The sequence below is a fragment of the Shinella sp. WSC3-e genome (assembly GCF_945994535.1).
GTDB classification, from domain to species: Bacteria; Pseudomonadota; Alphaproteobacteria; order Rhizobiales; family Rhizobiaceae; genus Shinella; species Shinella yambaruensis.
Window position 1 is genome coordinate 1,270,709 of sequence record NZ_OZ000530.1, and the last position, 17,087, is coordinate 1,287,795.

A 17,087-nucleotide genomic window follows, 5' to 3' on the forward strand; every position below is an offset into this window, starting at 1 on the left:
AAGCATGGCAACAGTCAAGAACGCCCGCAGGTCGTCGCGCGATCAGTTCTTCCAGAAGAGCGGCGTCAGGATGACGAGCACGGTCAGGATTTCGAGGCGGCCGAGCAGCATCAGGAAGGAGAGCACGTAGAGCGCCGCATCGTGGAAGACCGCGAACGTGCCGGCCGGGCCGATCGCCTGCGTGATGCCGGGGCCGACATTCGACAGCGAGGTGGCGGCCGCCGAGACGGCCGTCAGGACGTCATAGCCCATCAGCCCGAGCACGATCGCCCCTACGGCGGAGAGCGCCACATAGGTGATGAAGAACAGGAAGACGCCGCGCTGGAAATCGGCGTCGACCGTCATCGGACCGTAGCGGACGGCATGAATGCCGTCCGGATAGATCAGGCGGTAGAGGCCGGTGCGGATGAAATTGAAGAGGATGATCAGGCGATAGGCCTTCAGGCCGCCGGAAGTGGAGCCTGAACAGCCGCCCATGAAGGTGGCGACGAAGGCGAGCGCCACGATGAAATGGCCCCATTGCGTATAGTCGTCGCTGGCAAAGCCGGTCGTCGAGAGAATGGAGGCGACCGTGAAGAAGGAGTGGGCAAGCGCCTCGTGGAAGCTGACGCCGTTCTCCAGCCGCTGGAATATGCTGGCCGCGAGCGCGAAGAGCACGAGATAGCCGAGGAAGACGCGGATCTGTGGATCGCGCCAGGCATCGATGCGTCCGCGCACGACGAAGAGGATGAGCAGCGAGAAGGGCAGGCTGGAAAGCGTCATGAAGAAGGTGGCGGCCCACAGCAGCGGCAGGCTCTTGAAATAGCCGAAGGAGGCGTCGTGCGTCGAAAGCCCGCCGGTCGCGACCGTCGACATGGCGTGGTTCAGCGCGTCGAAGCGGTTCATGCCGAGCGCGGCATAGATCACGGCGCACAGCAGGGTGATGCCGATATAGAGGGCGAGGAAGGCGCGGGTGTAGCTTGCGATGCGGGCGAAGGGCTTGTCGGCCGTATCCGACGATTCCAGCTTGAAGAAGGACATGCCGCCGACGCGCAGATACGGCATGATGAAGAGGCCGAGCGCGAGGATGCCGATGCCGCCGAGCCAGTGCAGCAGCGAGCGCCACATCAGCACGCCGGGCGGCGCGTGATCGAGGCCGACGATGACGGTGGAGCCGGTCGTGCTGATCGCCGAGACCGATTCGAAGAAGGCCTGCGCGAAGGTGAGGTTCAGCGAGGACAGCCAGAGCGGGATGGCGCCGATGATGCTGCCGGAAAGCCAGAGCATGTTGACGACCAGAAAGCCCATGCGCTTGTTGAACGGCGGCGGGCCGGCGCGCGTGGCCGCGGCGGTGGTGAGCGAGAGACCGCCGGTCATGAAGGCGGAGAGAAAGAAAACCTCCGAATCGGGGTGGCCGTAATAGACGTCGATGAGTGCCGGGATCAGCATCGCCACGGAAAGGTAGATCCCGCTGATCGCTGCGATGTTGATGGCTGATCGGAAGATGGTGGCGTTCAAGTTCTGGTCTCGAAGAGGCCATGGTGGCCAGGGCGGGTGGTAACCGTCGCGTCGATATGCCATAGCCTTTGCATCGTCCAAACTCAAGGATGGCGCGGCGGCGCGGTCCATCCGGTTCGGGCGGGTTCTGCTTCGTGGGCCCCGCGGCCGCGAGGCGTCGGAAAGGTTTGAAGAATGACCGGCTTTCCCTGCCTCTGTCTTCTCCCGAAGGCAAGACACGCAGCATTTTGAACCCAATCCTATCGAACACGGACCAGAGCATGACATCCGACGTCGACACGGCCATGGAGGCCCTGCGCGGACTCTTCCCCGAAACGCCGCTCCAGCTGAACGAACACCTTTCCGCCCGCTACGGCGCGGAGATCTACCTCAAGCGCGAGGACCTCTCGCCGGTGCGCTCCTACAAGATCCGGGGGGCGTTCAACTTCTTCCGCAAGGTTCTCGCCGACGATGCCGGTGCGCGCAGCTTCGTCTGCGCCTCGGCCGGCAACCACGCGCAGGGCTTTGCCTTCGTCTGCCGCCATTTCGGCGTGCCGGGCGTGGTCTTCATGCCGGTGACGACGCCGCAGCAGAAGATCGACAAGACGCGCATGTTCGGCGGCGACTTCGTGACGATCAAGCTCATCGGCGACTTCTTCGACCAGTGCTACAAGGCCGCGCGCGACCATGCGGAGGCGACCGGCGCGCTGATGGTGCCGCCCTTCGACCATGCCGATATCATCGAGGGGCAGGCGACGGTGGCCGCGGAATTCGTCGCGCAGCTGCCCGATGGCAGGCTGCCGGACCTCGTGGTGCTGCCGGTCGGCGGCGGCGGCCTTGCCTCCGGCATCACCGGCTATCTCGACGGCAGGATCGGCCCGTCGAGCTTTGTCTTCTGCGAGCCGGCCGGCGCGCCGAGCCTGCGGCGCAGCCTCGAAAGCGGAACCGTGGTGACGCTCGACCAGGTCGACAATTTCGTCGACGGTGCTGCGGTCGGCCAGATCGGGGCGCTGAACTTCGCCGCGCTCAGCCGCTTTTCCGCCGACCAGGTGATGCTGCTGTCGGAAAACGCGATCTGCGTGACGATGATCGACATGCTGAACGTCGAGGGCGTGGTGCTGGAGCCGGCCGGCGCGCTGTCGCTGACGGCGCTGGACGCGCTGGGCCGGGAGGCGCTGGAGGGCAAGACGGTCGTCGCCGTCGTTTCCGGCGGCAATTTCGATTTCGAGCGCCTGCCCGACGTCAAGGAGCGGGCCATGCGGCATGCGGGGCTGAAGAAGTACTTCATCCTGCGCCTTGCCCAGCGCCCCGGCGCGCTGCGCGACTTCCTCAACCTGCTCGGCCCGGACGACGACATCGCCCGCTTCGAATATCTCAAGAAATCCGCCCGCAACTTCGGTTCGATCCTCATCGGCATCGAGACCAGGGCGCCGGAGAATTTCGCCGCGCTGAAGAAGGCCTTCGACGGCGCGGGCCTGCGCTACCAGGACATCACGGAAAACGAGATTCTGGCCAATCTCGTGATCTAGCGTTCCGCATCCGCCCGCCGCGGCCTTCTGCCGGAGGGTGGAAGCCGCGGCCATGAGGCGAGTATCCACAGCTCTCCCCTTGGAGGCTGCCGCGGCCTGTGTTAGCAATCGGCCATGGCATCGTTCTTTTCAAAACTCTTCGGTCGCGGCGGCGACTCGGCAGCTCCGGCGAAAGTCGCGGAGGAAACCGAGGCCTACAACGACCTCACCCTCGTCGCGGCCCCCATTGCGGAAGGCGGGCAGTACCGCCTTGCCGGCAGGATCGAGAAGCGGGATGGCGAGCGGGTGCTGACCCGCAGCTTCATCCGCGCCGATCTCTTCTCCTCGCGGGACGATACGGTCGCCTCCACCTTCCGCAAGGCCAGGCAGATTGTCGACCAGCACGGCGCCTCGCTCTTCGGCGACGGCGTGGAAAACCGGCAGGTCTGAACGTCGCCGGGCGGATTTTCGCCCGCCGTTGTGAAAAATCGCAAGGAAGCGCTGGAGAACCGGCGCGATTGCCTGTATCCGCGGGAAAACGACTTGTTGCGACTCTCGCGCCGGGTTTAGCTGGCGGGCAGTCGAGGATGCTGCGGACCGCCCATGGGTATTGAAAACCTGATCCTGCTTCTCATCGAGGCCGGGTTCTACTTCGTCTTCATGGTGGGCCTCCTGCACCTGCGCCATCAGTTGGGCATCGGCGTCTTCATCGCCGCGCTCGGCGTGATGCATTTTCTTGAGACCTATCTTGCGGCGGTCTTCTACATCGAATTGCCCTTCGGCGTTATCTCGCCGGGCTCTTCGGTGCTGTTTTCCGGCAAGCTGATGATGATCCTCCTGCTCTATGTGAAGGAGGACGCGGCGGTGGTGCGCGCGCCGATCTACGGCCTGCTTGCGGGCAACTTCCTGACGGTCGGCCTCGGCTTCTTCCTGCGCCATCACCAGACGATCGGCGTGGTGCCGGGACGCATCGCCGATCTCGCCTTCATCGACGAGATGGGCTGGCTGATGCTCTGGGGCACGACGCTGCTCTATCTCGATTCGCTGGTGATCATCCTGCTCTACGAGCGGCTCGGGCGGGTCTTCAGGAAGAGCACGGCCATGCGGTTCTTCGTCTCGGGCGTTGCCGTGCTCACCTTCGACCAGATCGGCTTCTTCGCCGCGCTGCATTTCCTCAACGGTGCGCCGCCGGAGGTCTTCTGGGGCGGCTGGATCGCCAAGATGATGGCGGCGAGCGCCTATGCGGTGCTGATCACCATCTATCTGCATTATTCGCGCATCTCGGCGATTCCCGTCTCGCCGCGGCCGATATCGGATATCTTCGCCGACCTCACCTTCCGCGAGCGCTACGAGGACCTGCTCGACCGCTCCGGCCGCGACGCGCTGACGGGGGTCTATGATCGCAGCCGCCTGGAGTTCGAGGCGCCGCGCATCCTGTCGGCCATGCTGGCGGAGGGCAAGCCGATGGCGCTGATGATCATCGATGCCGATCATTTCAAGCAGGTCAACGACCGCTTCGGCCATCTTGCCGGCGATGGCGTGCTGAAGGAGACAGCCGCCTGCCTGCAGCGGGCGCTGCGCGCCGGCGACCGCCTGTTCCGCTTCGGCGGCGAGGAGTTCGTGGTGATCTGCGAGGACATGCCCCCGGCGGTCGGTGCCGATCGGGCGGAAATGCTGCGCCGGACCGTCGAGGCCGAAATCCGCCGGCCGGACGGCGTGACGGTGACGGTCAGCATCGGGGTCGCCAACAGCTACAGTGACGGCACAACGCTGAACGCGCTGCTTTCGGCCGCCGATGCCCGGCTCTATGCTGCGAAGAATGCCGGCCGCAACCGGGTCGTTTCAAGCTAAGGCCGATTTGCCCGGAATGGCGTGAAACCGGAATGACCTAGACCCCGACATTCGGCCGGTCGATGATCTCGCGCAGCGCGAAGCTCGAATTGATCTTCACCACATGGGGCAGCGCCGACAGCCAGTCGCGGTGGATACGCTCGTAATCCTCCAGGTCCTTGGCGGCGACGCGCAGGATGTAGTCGTATTCGCCCGACATCAGGTAACAGACCAGCACATTGGGGCAGAGCTTCACCGCCGCCTCGAATTCCGCGAGCGTCTTGGCGAACTGGCCGGACAGCGAGATGTGCACGATGGCGATCATCTTGTAGTCGAGCGCCTTGGGCGAGATGCGGGCGTGATAGCCCGTGACGGTGCCGGATTTTTCGAGGATGTCGAGACGGCGCGAACAGGCCGAGGGCGACAGGCCGACGCGCTCGGCAAGCTCCGCGTTGGAAATCCGCCCGTTCTGCTGGAGAGCCTTGAGGATCGCAGTATCGATTGCATCCAAGTGCGCCATTCGAATTTCCTTCGAAAATCATGCTGATATTCGGAGAATATTCGACAGTCAGGCATTTCGCAAACCGGCTTTGCAAGGACATTGCGCCCGTCCTCTGCTTCCATGGTGATCCCACCGGGAACGGCGGCAAGCAAAAACGGGAACAGACTGGGAAAGGAACGCGCATGCGTGTCGGTTGTCCGAAGGAAATCAAGAATCATGAATATCGGGTGGGTCTGACGCCCGGTGCCGTGCGCGAATATGTGGCCCACGGCCACGAGGTTCTCGTCGAGACCAAGGCCGGCGCCGGCATCGGCGCAGATGATGACGCCTATCGCGCCGCCGGCGCGAGGATTGCCGCCACCGCCGCCGATATCTTCCAGAAATGCGATATGGTGGTGAAGGTCAAGGAACCGCAGCCTGCCGAATGGGCGCAGCTCCGCGACGGACAGATTCTCTACACCTACCTGCATCTTGCGCCCGATCCGGACCAGACCAAGGGTCTTCTCACCTCCGGCGTCACCGCCATCGCCTATGAGACGGTGACGGACGAGCGCGGCGGCCTGCCGCTCCTTGCGCCCATGTCCGAGGTCGCCGGCCGCCTCTCCATCCAGGCGGGCGCGACGGCCTTGCAGAAGGCCAATGGCGGCCGCGGCATCCTGCTCGGCGGCGTGCCGGGCGTGCTGCCGGCCAAGGTCGCGATCATCGGCGGCGGCGTCGTCGGCCTGCATGCGGCGAAGATGGCCGCCGGCCTCGGCGCGGACGTGTCGATCCTCGACCGCTCGATCCCGCGCCTGCGCCAGCTCGACGACCTCTTCGGCGGGCGCATCCACACGCGCTATTCGACGATCGACGCGCTGGAAGAGGAGGTCTTCTCCGCCGATCTCGTCATCGGCGCGGTGCTGATCCCCGGTGCGGCGGCGCCGAAGCTCGTCACCCGCGAAATGCTCTCGGGCATGAAGAAGGGCGCGGTCATCGTCGACGTCGCCATCGACCAGGGCGGCTGCTTCGAGACCTCGCACGCCACCACCCATTCCGACCCGACCTACGAGGTTGACGGCGTGGTGCACTATTGCGTCGCCAACATGCCGGGCGCCGTGCCGGTCACCTCGGCCCACGCCCTGAACAATGCGACGCTGCACTACGGCCTGCAGCTCGCCGACAAGGGCCTGAAGGCGATCGCCGAGGACCGGCACCTGCGCGCTGGTCTCAACGTGCACAGGGGCCGCGTGACGAACCGTCCGGTCGCCGACGCCCTCGGCTACGAGGCCTATGCGCCGGAAGCGGTGCTCAACGTCGCCTGACCGGGCACGCAGCGAACAGGATGAGGCCCGGAGCGATCCGGGCCTTTTTCATGCCCGCTCGACGCGGCACTGGTAGCAATTGTTGCGGGCCGAGCGGATGTGCAGGTAGGCGACATCCTCCCGGGCGAGCAGCGTTGCGGCATAGGCCGGTATGTCGGGCGTCGGCACCACGGCGCCGGTGCCGTAGAGGATGCGGTCTTCCGCCGAGTAGCCGCGCACGATGTAGTCGCGGCTTGTCAGCATCGGCGGCGGGGTTTGCGAGGGCGCGTGGGCGGCGCAGGGCTCGGCATGGAGGAAGATCGGCCCGGTTTCCGCATAGGGCTGCACGGCCGGGAAGGGACGGTGCGCCAGGATGAGATAGGGCTCCCCGGCGCCGACCAGCCGCAGGCAATGGCGACAGGGCACGCCGGTGCCGTCGGAGACATGCCGTTCCGGGGCAAGGCCGTAGGCATCCGTGCCGCCGGCCCAATAGGCGGCGGCGGTTTCGGTCGGCAGGGGCAGGAAGCGGATGGACATGGCGGGGGCTCCGGTTGACGTGGCGATACCTTCCCGCCTTTGCCGCGGCCGCGACACCCGTTTCTTGCGGCTCAGCCTGGCTTGCGGAAGAGCTTGTCGCACTGCTCCAGGAGGCGCACGGGGTCGATCGCCGGCTCTGCAAGGCAGAGGCCGACCATGGCCCTGGCGATATGCAGGTAATAGGCCTCGTTCTCCCGGGCGGAGGCGATGTTCTTGGCGATGGCCGCACGCCGGGCCACCACCCGTTTGCGCAACGGGGATGGCAGCACGCGCTCGCCGGCTGCCAGCACGCGATCCCGGATGGCGAGGTGGCGGACGCGCCTCTGCCGCGCGGCGAGCAGGCGCGTCGCCGCGGTGAAGACGAGGTCCGTCGCGTGGCGCTGCCAGATATCGGCAAGGGCGGCGGGGCAGGCGGCGAGGTAGCCCTGGAGCAGGCTTCGCCGCTGTGCGCCCTGGCGACAGAAGGGGCGCATCAGCGTGGCGGCAAGCTCGATGCCCGAGACGTCATAGGTCATCAGCTCGTAGTCGATCAGGCCGATCGCATGGTCGCCCTGCTCGATGATGTTGCTGCCGTAGAGATCGCCGTGGGTCAGCTGGTTGGCGGGAAGCCGGCGCATGCGGGCAAGGCTCTCCTCGATCCAGCGCCGCTCCTCGGGCGTGTGCGCCGCACCGGCGAGGGAAAGATAGGTCTCGTGCGGCAGCACGGGGCGGCGCCGCTCGAAAAGCGCGCCGGCTGCGGCGCCCTCGATCGCGTTCAGCTTCGCCAGCGTCCCGCCGAGCGCGGCGAGGGCCTTCGGATGGGCTTTGCGCGACAGTGGCGTGCCCGGCAGGAAGGAGAGCGCCAGCCAGTGGCCGCCGGCCCGCAGGGCCTCGCGCCGCGAGCGGGTGCCGGCACAGACATGCTGGGCGGAAATGCCTGCTTCCTGGAGCTTTCGCACCGCCGCCTCGAAGCGGTCCTTCGTCGACTTGCGCAGGAAGAAATGCAGCACATAGGTCTGCTGCTCGAACTCCACGATGCGTTTCTGGATGCTGAGGCGCCGCTTGGTGTGCAGGATGCGCACCCGCTTGCTGAGCAAATCGCGAAGGTCGGGCGTGCGGCTGTCCATGCGAGCGAGAAATTCCGTTTGTCTGCCGATCGATCCGTCCACCGGATCCATCGCCTCCGGAATTGCGCGTGACAGTCATATGGCACAGCTGTGACGGCGTTTCCAGCGGCGAATTGGTCTGGACCCGTCGCCCGAAACGCAATCACCGCGGCTGCCGGAGGACCGGGCCGCGGTGATCGTCACGGATTTGTCGCGGATTTTAGCGCACGAACTCATCGATGCGGCGCAGCGTCACGCGCCGGTTGCGCCATTCCTCGCTGAGCGTCTGGACGAGCAGGTAATCCTCGCCGTAGCCGACGGTTTCGAGGGCGCGGGAGGGAATGCCGAATTCCTGCACGAGCAGCCATTTCAGCGATTCGGCGCGGCGTTCCGAGAGGATCTGGTTGGAGGCGGCGGACCCGACGGCATCCGTATGGCCCTCGATCAGGAAGACCGCGCGGCGGCGACGGTTGAGGAGCTGCTCCATGGCGCGGGCGATCTGGCGCACCTTGCGGTATTCCGAGCGCGGAATCTCCGCGGAGCCGAAGGCGAAGTTGATCGACTGGATGTTGATCGACGGCGCGGCGCCGCGCAGGTCCGGCCGGCGCTTGAATTCGCGCACCGTCACCCGTTCCTCCTCGCGCAGGCGGCGCGTGGGGGCCGCGTCGAGCCGGCGAAGGATGATTTCCGAGGACGGCGTCTCCTGCGCGAGCGCGAGGCCCGGAAGGGCGGGAACGGCGAGGGCGGTGGCGAACGCGGTCAGAAAGGCGCGACGTTGCATGGCAGTGTTTCCTTGCTCGATTGATCGTCTGTTGGCCTGAAAGTGCCACGGACGAACTGAAGCGGACCTGAACCGCCCGTTGGGTTCCGTTCAGAATGATTAACGCGGTTCGGAGGGCGGCAGGCAGTCCCGCTTGGCGAGCGCCAGGAGCTCGGCGTCGGACAGCGGCACGAGTTCGGTATCCTTCGTGCCGACCGGCGAGAAGCCGAACATCTGGTAGAGCTGCAGGGCGCGCGGATGGTCGAGATTGTTGGTATCGACCGTCACCCGCTTCGGGCCGAGCGCCCAGGCGGCATAGAGCGTCTGGAGCAGGAACCACTTGCCGATGCCAAGGCCGAGCGCCCGCTCGAACAGGCCGAAATGGGAAAGCTCCACCACCGCGTCGTCGACCTGCAGCAGTTCGAAGAAGCCGGCGGGCGCGCCGTTCACATAGAGCACCGTCACGCTGTTGCGCTTGTCGTGCAGCGTCGCGGCCAGCGTCGCGTCGTCCATGCGCAGCCGGTCCACCCAGTGCCAGCGCCCGCCGACCTGCCGGTAGAGGAAGCGATAGAAGGCGAGCGGGATATCGGGCGCGTTGAGGATGGCGGTTTGCACGTTGACCGGCACCGGCAGGCTCTGCTTCGGCGGCGCGGTCATTTCCAGCGTGGTGACATGCACGGCGATCGGCGCAGGCTGGGACTTCTTCGCCATCAGTCTTTCCCCGTCACCACGGGCGTGTCGTCCCGCCCGCCCCATTCGGACCAGGAGCCGTCATAGAGCGTGTTGTCCTCGTGGCCGAGCGAGTGCAGGGCCAGCGTGATGATGGCGGCGGTGATGCCCGAGCCGCAGGTCGTGACGACCGGCTTGGAGAGGTCGATGCCGGTTTCCTCGAAATGCCGGCGCAGGCTGGCGAGGTCCTTGAACCGCCCGCCCTCGGAAAAGGTGCCCGACGGCATGCTCTTTGCGCCCGGCATGTGGCCGGAGCGCATGCCGGCGCGCGGCTCGGCCTCCTCGCCGGTGAAGCGGCCGGCGCCGCGGGCATCGGCGATCTGCCTTGCGCCGGTCGTGACGATGCCGCGCATCTCCTCGAAGGAGGTGACGGCATAGGGGTTGAAATTGGTGTGGAAGACGGCCGGTGCCGGTTCCGGCAGATCGGTCTGAAGCGGCCGCCCCTCCTTCTTCCAGCCGTCGAGGCCGCCATCCAGCACGAAGACGTTCTTCGCGCCCATGGTGCGGAACAGCCACCAGACGCGCGGGGCGGTGAAGATGCCGGGGCCGTCATAGACGACGATGGTGTCCGTATCGGAAATGCCGAGCTTGCCGACTTCGGCGGCGAAGAAGTCCGGCGAGGGCACGGTGTGCGGCAGCGTGCCGGAATGATCGGCGATCACGTCCTGGTCGAAGAACACGGCGCCGGGAATGTGGCCTTCGGCATATTCGGCCGCGCCGTTGCGGTTCTGTGCGGGAAGGTACCAGGCGGCATCGACGATGCGGAATTCCGGCGCGCCGAGCTGCTTTTCCACGAAATCCGCCGAGACGACGAACCGGCTCCTGTCGTTGGACATGGTCTTCTCCTATGAGGCTGGCAGGGCCTGGCATGCGCACATTGCGCGAAGGGCACTGCAAGAAATTGAATATGCTGGAAAATATCCTAGATCGATTTTGCTGTGGAGCCTATCCCGTCAAGCCTCCGGCGCACCGAAGCGGATGCGGAACCGGCGGTTCTCCTTGCCTTTCTTCTCGATCTTGGCGATGTGGATGGCGCCCACTTCCTGGGTTTCGGACACATGGGTGCCGCCGCAGGGCTGGCTGTCGATGGCGGAGTTCTCGCCGATGCACACGAGGCTGACCCGGCCGAGGCCCATCGGCGGGCGCACGTTCTTCGATTTCACGATGCCGGGATTTTCGGCAAGCTCGGCGTCGGTGATCCACTGCACGAAGACCGGATGGTTCTCCGCAACGAGTGCCATCAATCTGGCCGTCACCTCGTCCTTGTCGATCGTCTCCGTCATGTCGAAGTCGACGCGGCTGTCCTCCTCGCCGACGGCCGCGCCGGTGATCGGGTAGGGACAGACGACGGAGAGCAGGTGGCAGGCGGTGTGCATGCGCATCAGCTTGTAGCGGCGCGCCCAGTCGATATGGGCGACCACCGTCTCGCCGACGACCGGCAGCGCTTCGCCTTCCAGCGGGCGATGGAGGATGATGTCCTTGGTCGCGCCGGTCACCGCCGGGCCGAGCGCGATGCGGCTGCCGTCGGCACGCTCCAGGAAACCGGTGTCGCCGGGCTGGCCGCCCGACGTCGCGTAGAAACAGGTCTGGTCGAGCTCAATGCCGCCGTCCTGGTGCACCGCCGTCACCACCGCCTCGTTCGTCGAAAGATAGAAATCGTCGCGGAAGAGGGCAGTGGTGGTGAGGGACATGGGACCTATTCGACCGGCTGGTAGGGGACCTTGATCCCCGATTTCGCCTTCAGCCATCCCGGAACGGGCAGGCCCTTCGAATCGAGGAAGTCCGCGTTGAAGAGTTTCGACTGGTAGCGGTTAGCATAGTCGCACAGGATCGTCACGATCGTGTGGCCGGGGCCGAGGTCCCGGGCGAGCCGGATCGCGCCGGCAATGTTGATGCCCGAGGAGCCGCCGACGGCGATGCCTTCCTTCTCGATCAGGTCGAAGACCAGCGGTACGGCCTCCGAATCGGGGATCTGGTAGGAATAGTCGGGCGTGAAGCCTTCGAGATTGGCGGTGATGCGGCCCTGGCCGATGCCTTCGGTGATGGAGCTGCCGGAGGATTTCAGCTCGCCATGCGCATAATAGTTGTAAAGGGCGGCGCCGTCCGGATCGGCAAGCGCGATCTTGATGTTGGGGTTCTTCGCCCTGAGGCCCGCCGCGACCCCGGCAAGCGTGCCGCCCGAGCCGACCGCCGAGACGAAGCCGTCGACCTTGCCGTCGGTGTCGCGCCAGATTTCCGGCGCCGTCGTCTCGAGATGGGCGTCGCGGTTGGCGACATTGTCGAACTGGTTCGCCCAGATCGCGCCGTTCGGCTCGGTCTTGGCGAGTTGCTCGGCAAGGCGGCCGGAGAGTTTTACGTAGTTGTTCGGGTTCTTGTAGGGAACGGCCGGAACCTCGACGAGCTCGGCGCCGAGCAGCCGCAATGCGTCCTTCTTCTCCTGGCTCTGGGTTTCCGGGATGACGATGACGGTGCGATAGCCGAGCGCCTGCGCGACGAGGGCAAGGCCGATGCCCGTATTGCCCGCCGTGCCCTCGACGATGACGCCGCCCGGCCGCAGGGCACCGGAGCGCTCCGCCGCCCGGATGATGGAGAGGGCCGCGCGGTCCTTGACCGACTGGCCGGGGTTCAGGAATTCCGCCTTGCCGAGGATCTCGCAGCCCGTCGCCTCCGAGGCCTCCTTGAGCCGGATCAGCGGCGTGTTGCCGATTGCATCCAGAACGGACGGAAGAATTGCCATGGGACCCGAGCCTCGCGTTGTATGCCTAGATTGGAAAGCGTCTTTTCGGCCGGCAAGCGGCGCTTTGCAAGAAATCGTGTTCCCATGGAGCGATCTTCCAGAGGGATTTTTTCCATGGCGGGCCGTCAGGCGGGAGGCCGCGTGTAGACCACCTGGCGAACGTCGATGTTGCGCGCCCGGAAACCCGCCTCGCAGTAATAGAAGTAGAACTCCCAGAGCTTGCGGAAGCGCTCGTCGAAGCCGAGCGGCACGATGCGCTCCCAGGCGGCCCAGAAGCGATGGCGCCATTCGGCGAGCGTGCGGGCATAGTCGTGGCCGAAGCCGATGTCGGAGGCCGTTGCGAGCCCGACCTGCCTGCCGAGAGAGGCAAGGTGCTCGCGGGTCGGCAGCATGCCGCCGGGAAAGACGTATTTCTGGATGAAATCCGGATTGGCCCGGTATTCGGCATAGGCCTCCTGCAGGATGGTGATGATCTGCAGCCCCGCCCGGCCGCCCGGCTTCAGGCATTCGCTGAGCTTTGCGAAATAGGCCGGCCAGTAGCGTTCGCCGACCGCCTCGAACATTTCGATGGAGACGATGCGGTCATAGGTGCCGGTCTCGTCGCGGTAATCCTGGAATTTCAGCTCGACCCGGTCGGCAAGCCCGGCCTTCGCCATGCGCTCGCGCGCGAAGGCGAGCTGCTGGCGGCTGATCGTCAGGCCCGTCACCTTGCAGCCGATCTCGCTGGCGGCGAATTCCGCAAAGCCGCCCCAGCCGCAGCCGATTTCCAGCACATGGTCGTTCGGGCCGATGCCGGTCGCCTCGGCGAGCGCGCGATATTTCGCGACCTGGGCCGAGGTGAGGTCGTTCGCCCCGCGCGAATAGAGCGCGGAGGAATAGGTCATCGTCGGGTCGAGCCACTGCGAATAGAACTCGTTGCCGAGATCGTAGTGCGCCGAGATGTTGCGCTTGGACCCGCGGCGGGTGTTGGCGTTCAGCCAGTGACGGAACTTCTCCACGAGGAGGAAGAGGCCGCGCGGGCCGTTGGTGTAGCTGCGGCCGACATTCGTGTTGACGAGGAAGAGTTCGAGGAAGGCGCCGGCATCCGGGCTCTCCCAGTCGCCGTCCACGTAGCTTTCCGCGACGCCGATCGTGCCGGCGCTGACGGCGCGGTGCACGAGGTTCCAGTTGTTGAGCCGGATGATGGCGCGGGGACCTTGTGTCCTGCCGCGGATCACGAAGGTCTGCCCGCCGGGAACGGTCATCGCCAGCGCGCCGGCCTCCAGGCCCAGCAGGCCGCGCAGCACCATCCTGGCGCGCAACGGCAGGCGCTTCGTGCGTTCGGCAAAATTGGCGGCCGTCAGTGTATCGTGGTCTGAAAATGCCTTTTCTGAAATCATTTCAGTCGTCATCGATTGCCCCTCTGCCAACCCGATGTTGGGTGGAGGCTATCGTCAATGGCGCCGAACGCCAAGACGTGAATCATGACAGACCGGATCATGAAGGGGCCTATCGCGGATCGCAAAAAGGGGAGGGTTTTAACGATCTGTTAGCAAACGTGGTTAATTTTGCGTCTATCCGGCGTGTCGATGGGAACGCAAGTCCCGCCCGGCCGTTTGGAGGGAAACTGGAGACAGCATCATGTTTTTCGGACTTTTTCAGGTGAACCCGGCCATGCCCGAGGACGACATCGCAACCGGCACCTATGCGGATGGTGTGGTCGGAACGCCGCTTGCCGACCGGACGGCCCCGCCGCGTGACCGCAGCCAGGCCTTCCGCCGCACCTTTCCGGACCGGGATTACGGCCTCTCCCGCAAGGCTGGTCAGTCCGGCGCCGGAATGGTGGCCTGACACGAAGGGTGCCGGGAACAAAGGCTTGGCCCGGCGCATTCTTCCTCTGTTCGAATTCCGAACGGAGGAGGCCCCCGATGACGCATCACATCGACAATCGCCAGTTCACGCCGCGCCAGCCCCGCCATGTCCTCGACGTCATCGAACATTGCCGCAGGAATGGGCTGGACAAGGCCGAGGAACGCAAGCTGCTCCGGCTCTTCGGCCGCTTCGCCAGCCGTCACGAACTCCAGATGAACACGAAGCGCCCGCCGGTCAGCCCGCGCTAGGCAATGCGGCTTCATGGAGCGGAAAATCTGTCGATGGCTGAAAAGCAGAAGGGCCGCGCTATCCAGCGCAGCCCTTCAAGAATCTGGCTCCCCGGGCCGGATTCGAACCGGCGACCTGTCGATTAACAGTCGAATGCTCTACCGCTGAGCTACCAGGGATCATCCGCTCGCCGCGGAGTGAGCGCGTAATACAAATGCCTGATCGATTTGCCAAGCGCTTTTTGACAAAAAAATGCACGAGACTTGATTGATTTTGGAGAAGTCTCCAACTGGGAGGTGGACGAGCCTTGGAAAACCAGGCGTTTGGGTGAAACGGACGGCGGATGACGACGCGAAAAACAAATATGCATTTCGGGATAGACCCCCGCACGCGGGAGATCGTGATCGGCTCTTTTCGGATGAAACTGCCGGAATCGCGCTGGCTTCGCACCACGATCGGCGTCCTTCTCATCGTCGGCGGCCTCCTCGGCTTCCTGCCGGTGCTCGGATTCTGGATGGTGCCGCTCGGCCTTCTGGTGCTCTCGCACGATTCTCCCTTCGTCCGCCGCCAGCGTCGCCGCCTCGCCGTCTGGTGGGCCACCCGCAAGGCGCGGCGCAATGCACGCTGAAGGGCTTTGTTGCATCGCGGATGCGGACCTGCTCTAACCGGGCTGGCAAGGTTTGGGCGAGGGGCGCATATGGAATTGCTGTTGAAGGGCGTGGCGATCGGCATCGGCGCCACCGTGCTGATGGACCTGTGGGCGGTTGTCCTCTGGAAGGTCTTCCGCCAGGCGCGGCCGAACTGGGCGCCGGTCGGCCGCTGGTTCTGGCACCTGAAGAACGGCACCGTCTTTCACGACGATATAAGCAGGGCTGAGCCCCATGCGTCCGAGCTCGCGCTCGGCTGGATCGGCCACTACGCCGTCGGCATCCTCTATGGCGTGATTCTGGCGCTGCTGGTCGGGCAGGCCTGGTTCGCCGCCCCGACCTTCCTGCCGGCCTGGATTCTCGGCATCGTCACCGTCGGTGCCGGCTGGTTCCTCCTCCAGCCCGGCCTCGGCATCGGCGTGGCAGCGTCGAAGCTTCCCAATGCCAATCAGGTGCGGTTCCTCAATCTGGTTTCGCACACGGTTTTTGCCCTGGGACTCTACGGAACGGCATTGTTGCTGCGGTGAGGGCAGGGCGCCGGATCGCGGCGGTCAGTCGTTCCGGCGGTCTCGAGGAGCATATGGGACGGCCAGCGTGGTCTCGCGGCAGCGACGTGACGTCAATCGGTCGCCCGACCCCGATCTAACGTTATCGGCAGTCGCGTCCCGCGCTGCTTCTGACAGGTTGTGGTGGCTTCGTCCACCCATCACGGCCTTTTCGCGAGCCTTGAACCGCTTACCGCCCCAAACCGAACTCGACGATGTCGATTCTGCGCCGGGAGAGCAGTTCCAGGGAACGATCCGGCGCGATCCGGTAGACTTCCATATATTCATCGCCGAACCGATCGCGGAACCGGTGTTCGAACGTGCTGCCGATCGGCGCCTTCATCAGCTTCGTGCGCGGCTGGCCCTTGTAGATGATGCTCCCCGGGATCGGTTCCAGGGCGGACGCGGCCGTGCAGCCGGTCAGGGCAAAGGCAATGGCGATCGCCACGACGGTTTTGAGGCTGGGCATCGAAATCTCTCCTTATCTCGCGCACATCGGCCGTATGTCGGCGGCCTTGAGGGTTCCGCAGCACGGGGGCGACATGATGGTGGCGCTACTGGCGATCCGGTCGCACCTGTTGCTTGGGAGTGTATTCAGTGCCTCGACATCTGCGAAGGCGAAGAAGCCGGGCACGATGAAGGTTGTCGCCCGCCTCCTCGCGGGAAATTCAGACCTCATTCCCCGGCCATCTCTCAATAGCATCCATCACGCGAAGGCCATGCGATGCGGAGTGCCGATGAGCGACATAATCGACGACGGCGCGGCGATCACGACAGGAGAGGGCCGGCGGATGGCTCGGGTTGCTGCCCAATCGCCACAACGCCGGCCCAAGCAGATTTTACCGCCCCTGTATCACGCGAATGAACCTCGGGCTCTTTGTCCTGAAATCGCTGTAGGTGATGCGGCCGCTGGCGATACCGTTGAATGCGCGCTGGCAATAGATCCGGGCGACGTCGCGGCGGGGGCTGACATTCATGATCTTCGCCATTTCCGCTTTGCGCGCCGGTGACGCGCGGCGAGCGCCAGCATAGCACTTGTTGACGCCATCACGCTTGGCGGCGGGACTGCCCCTGACAATTTCCTGAGCACGGTTATAACTGGTCTCCGTGACACACCCCGTGATGAACAGGGACGCAGACGCAAGGGCTACAATCGACAACAGCCGCATATAATCCTCCTTTCGGTAACAAACGAGACAGACGATAACGTTTGAGATCCAGAGTTCAATGGATTCGTTGCGCAGCCATTGCTTCGTTCTGACTTGCCACGTCGAACCTTGCATTCGGCGCGATAGGAGAATACGCCGTAAGAGAGGTCGTTCCAGTCGCCTTTTATTCCATTCCGTGTCCCAGAGCCGTAAGGCTGGAAACT

Annotated in this window: 20 protein-coding genes and 1 tRNA gene; 9 read left to right on the forward strand and 12 right to left on the reverse strand. The window is 64.9% G+C overall.

All coding sequences use genetic code 11. The annotated features are described in order from the left end of the window. Window positions 1–42 precede the first annotated feature (42 nt). A complete protein-coding gene (locus AABF56_RS06470; protein WP_244765657.1) occupies window positions 43–1,497 on the reverse strand; it encodes a TrkH family potassium uptake protein in 1,455 nt (484 codons plus the stop codon). A 260-nt stretch (window positions 1,498–1,757) separates the two neighbouring features. Between AABF56_RS06470 and ilvA the strand changes: the two genes are divergently transcribed. From ilvA to AABF56_RS06485, 3 genes are all read left to right on the forward strand, one after another. Next, entirely contained in the window at window positions 1,758–3,005 is a 1,248-nt protein-coding gene (ilvA, locus tag AABF56_RS06475; protein WP_272805336.1) for a threonine ammonia-lyase, read from the forward strand. Window positions 3,006–3,119: 114 nt separating this feature from the next. Then, entirely contained in the window at window positions 3,120–3,434 is a 315-nt protein-coding gene (locus AABF56_RS06480; protein ID WP_244765655.1) for an HlyU family transcriptional regulator, read from the forward strand. Between the two features lie 153 nt (window positions 3,435–3,587). Continuing rightward, a complete protein-coding gene (locus AABF56_RS06485; RefSeq protein ID WP_244765654.1) occupies window positions 3,588–4,835 on the forward strand; it encodes a GGDEF domain-containing protein in 1,248 nt (415 codons plus the stop codon). A 37-nt stretch (window positions 4,836–4,872) separates the two neighbouring features. Here the strand turns inward: AABF56_RS06485 and AABF56_RS06490 are convergent, their stop codons facing one another. After that, window positions 4,873–5,334, reverse strand: coding sequence for an Lrp/AsnC family transcriptional regulator (locus AABF56_RS06490; protein WP_244765653.1), 462 nt, complete (start codon window positions 5,332–5,334; stop codon window positions 4,873–4,875). Window positions 5,335–5,498: 164 nt separating this feature from the next. Here AABF56_RS06490 and ald point away from each other — a divergent pair, with 164 nt between their 5' ends. Further along, window positions 5,499–6,617, forward strand: a complete 1,119-nt coding sequence (gene ald / locus AABF56_RS06495; RefSeq protein ID WP_272805337.1) for an alanine dehydrogenase — start codon at window positions 5,499–5,501, stop codon at window positions 6,615–6,617. A 48-nt stretch (window positions 6,618–6,665) separates the two neighbouring features. Here ald and AABF56_RS06500 read toward each other — a convergent pair whose 3' ends face one another. From AABF56_RS06500 to AABF56_RS06535, 8 genes are all read right to left on the reverse strand, one after another. Beyond that, entirely contained in the window at window positions 6,666–7,133 is a 468-nt protein-coding gene (locus AABF56_RS06500; protein ID WP_272805338.1) for a DUF1203 domain-containing protein, read from the reverse strand. 71 nt (window positions 7,134–7,204) lie between these two features. Beyond that, complete coding sequence (locus tag AABF56_RS06505; RefSeq protein ID WP_272805339.1) at window positions 7,205–8,239, reverse strand: phosphotransferase enzyme family protein; 1,035 nt, start codon at window positions 8,237–8,239, stop codon at window positions 7,205–7,207. A 199-nt stretch (window positions 8,240–8,438) separates the two neighbouring features. After that, on the reverse strand, window positions 8,439–8,999 hold the full coding sequence (locus AABF56_RS06510) for an OmpA family protein (RefSeq protein WP_244765649.1): 561 nt from the start codon (window positions 8,997–8,999) through the stop codon (window positions 8,439–8,441). Between the two features lie 99 nt (window positions 9,000–9,098). Continuing rightward, window positions 9,099–9,689 carry a GNAT family N-acetyltransferase gene (locus AABF56_RS06515; RefSeq protein WP_272805340.1) on the reverse strand — a complete coding sequence of 197 codons (591 nt, stop codon included), beginning with the start codon at window positions 9,687–9,689 and terminating at the stop codon, window positions 9,099–9,101. Further along, on the reverse strand, window positions 9,689–10,543 hold the full coding sequence (gene sseA / locus AABF56_RS06520; RefSeq protein WP_272805341.1) for a 3-mercaptopyruvate sulfurtransferase: 855 nt from the start codon (window positions 10,541–10,543) through the stop codon (window positions 9,689–9,691). The genes AABF56_RS06515 and sseA overlap by 1 nt, the downstream gene beginning before the upstream one ends. Window positions 10,544–10,660: 117 nt before the next feature. After that, window positions 10,661–11,398 carry an alanyl-tRNA editing protein gene (locus AABF56_RS06525; RefSeq protein WP_272805342.1) on the reverse strand — a complete coding sequence of 246 codons (738 nt, stop codon included), beginning with the start codon at window positions 11,396–11,398 and terminating at the stop codon, window positions 10,661–10,663. Between the two features lie 5 nt (window positions 11,399–11,403). Further along, entirely contained in the window at window positions 11,404–12,444 is a 1,041-nt protein-coding gene (locus AABF56_RS06530; RefSeq protein ID WP_272805343.1) for a cysteine synthase A, read from the reverse strand. Window positions 12,445–12,569: 125 nt separating this feature from the next. Further along, a complete protein-coding gene (locus AABF56_RS06535; RefSeq protein WP_272805344.1) occupies window positions 12,570–13,835 on the reverse strand; it encodes an SAM-dependent methyltransferase in 1,266 nt (421 codons plus the stop codon). Window positions 13,836–14,064: 229 nt separating this feature from the next. Between AABF56_RS06535 and AABF56_RS06540 the strand changes: the two genes are divergently transcribed. After that, window positions 14,065–14,274 (forward strand): hypothetical protein, encoded by a 210-nt coding sequence (locus AABF56_RS06540; protein ID WP_244765643.1) that lies wholly within the window; start codon window positions 14,065–14,067, stop codon window positions 14,272–14,274. Window positions 14,275–14,351: 77 nt separating this feature from the next. Further along, complete coding sequence (locus AABF56_RS06545) at window positions 14,352–14,543, forward strand: hypothetical protein (RefSeq protein ID WP_244765642.1); 192 nt, start codon at window positions 14,352–14,354, stop codon at window positions 14,541–14,543. Window positions 14,544–14,627: 84 nt separating this feature from the next. Here the strand turns inward: AABF56_RS06545 and AABF56_RS06550 are convergent. Beyond that, window positions 14,628–14,702 (reverse strand) — tRNA-Asn (locus AABF56_RS06550). Between the two features lie 164 nt (window positions 14,703–14,866). On the opposite strand from AABF56_RS06550, the gene AABF56_RS06555 reads away from it, so the two are divergent. Both AABF56_RS06555 and AABF56_RS06560 read left to right on the forward strand, forming a co-directional pair. Next, a complete protein-coding gene (locus tag AABF56_RS06555) occupies window positions 14,867–15,151 on the forward strand; it encodes a hypothetical protein (protein ID WP_244765641.1) in 285 nt (94 codons plus the stop codon). A gap of 69 nt (window positions 15,152–15,220) precedes the next feature. Next, on the forward strand, window positions 15,221–15,697 hold the full coding sequence (locus tag AABF56_RS06560) for a DUF2938 domain-containing protein (RefSeq protein WP_272805345.1): 477 nt from the start codon (window positions 15,221–15,223) through the stop codon (window positions 15,695–15,697). 208 nt (window positions 15,698–15,905) lie between these two features. On the opposite strand, the gene AABF56_RS06565 is transcribed toward AABF56_RS06560, so the two are convergent. Then, entirely contained in the window at window positions 15,906–16,184 is a 279-nt protein-coding gene (locus tag AABF56_RS06565) for a hypothetical protein (RefSeq protein ID WP_272805346.1), read from the reverse strand. Between AABF56_RS06565 and AABF56_RS06570 the strand changes: the two genes are divergently transcribed. Then, window positions 16,150–16,725, forward strand: coding sequence for a hypothetical protein (locus tag AABF56_RS06570; protein WP_272805347.1), 576 nt, complete (start codon window positions 16,150–16,152; stop codon window positions 16,723–16,725). The two genes, AABF56_RS06565 and AABF56_RS06570, sit on opposite strands and share 35 nt — an antisense overlap. Window positions 16,726–17,087: the final 362 nt, after the last annotated feature.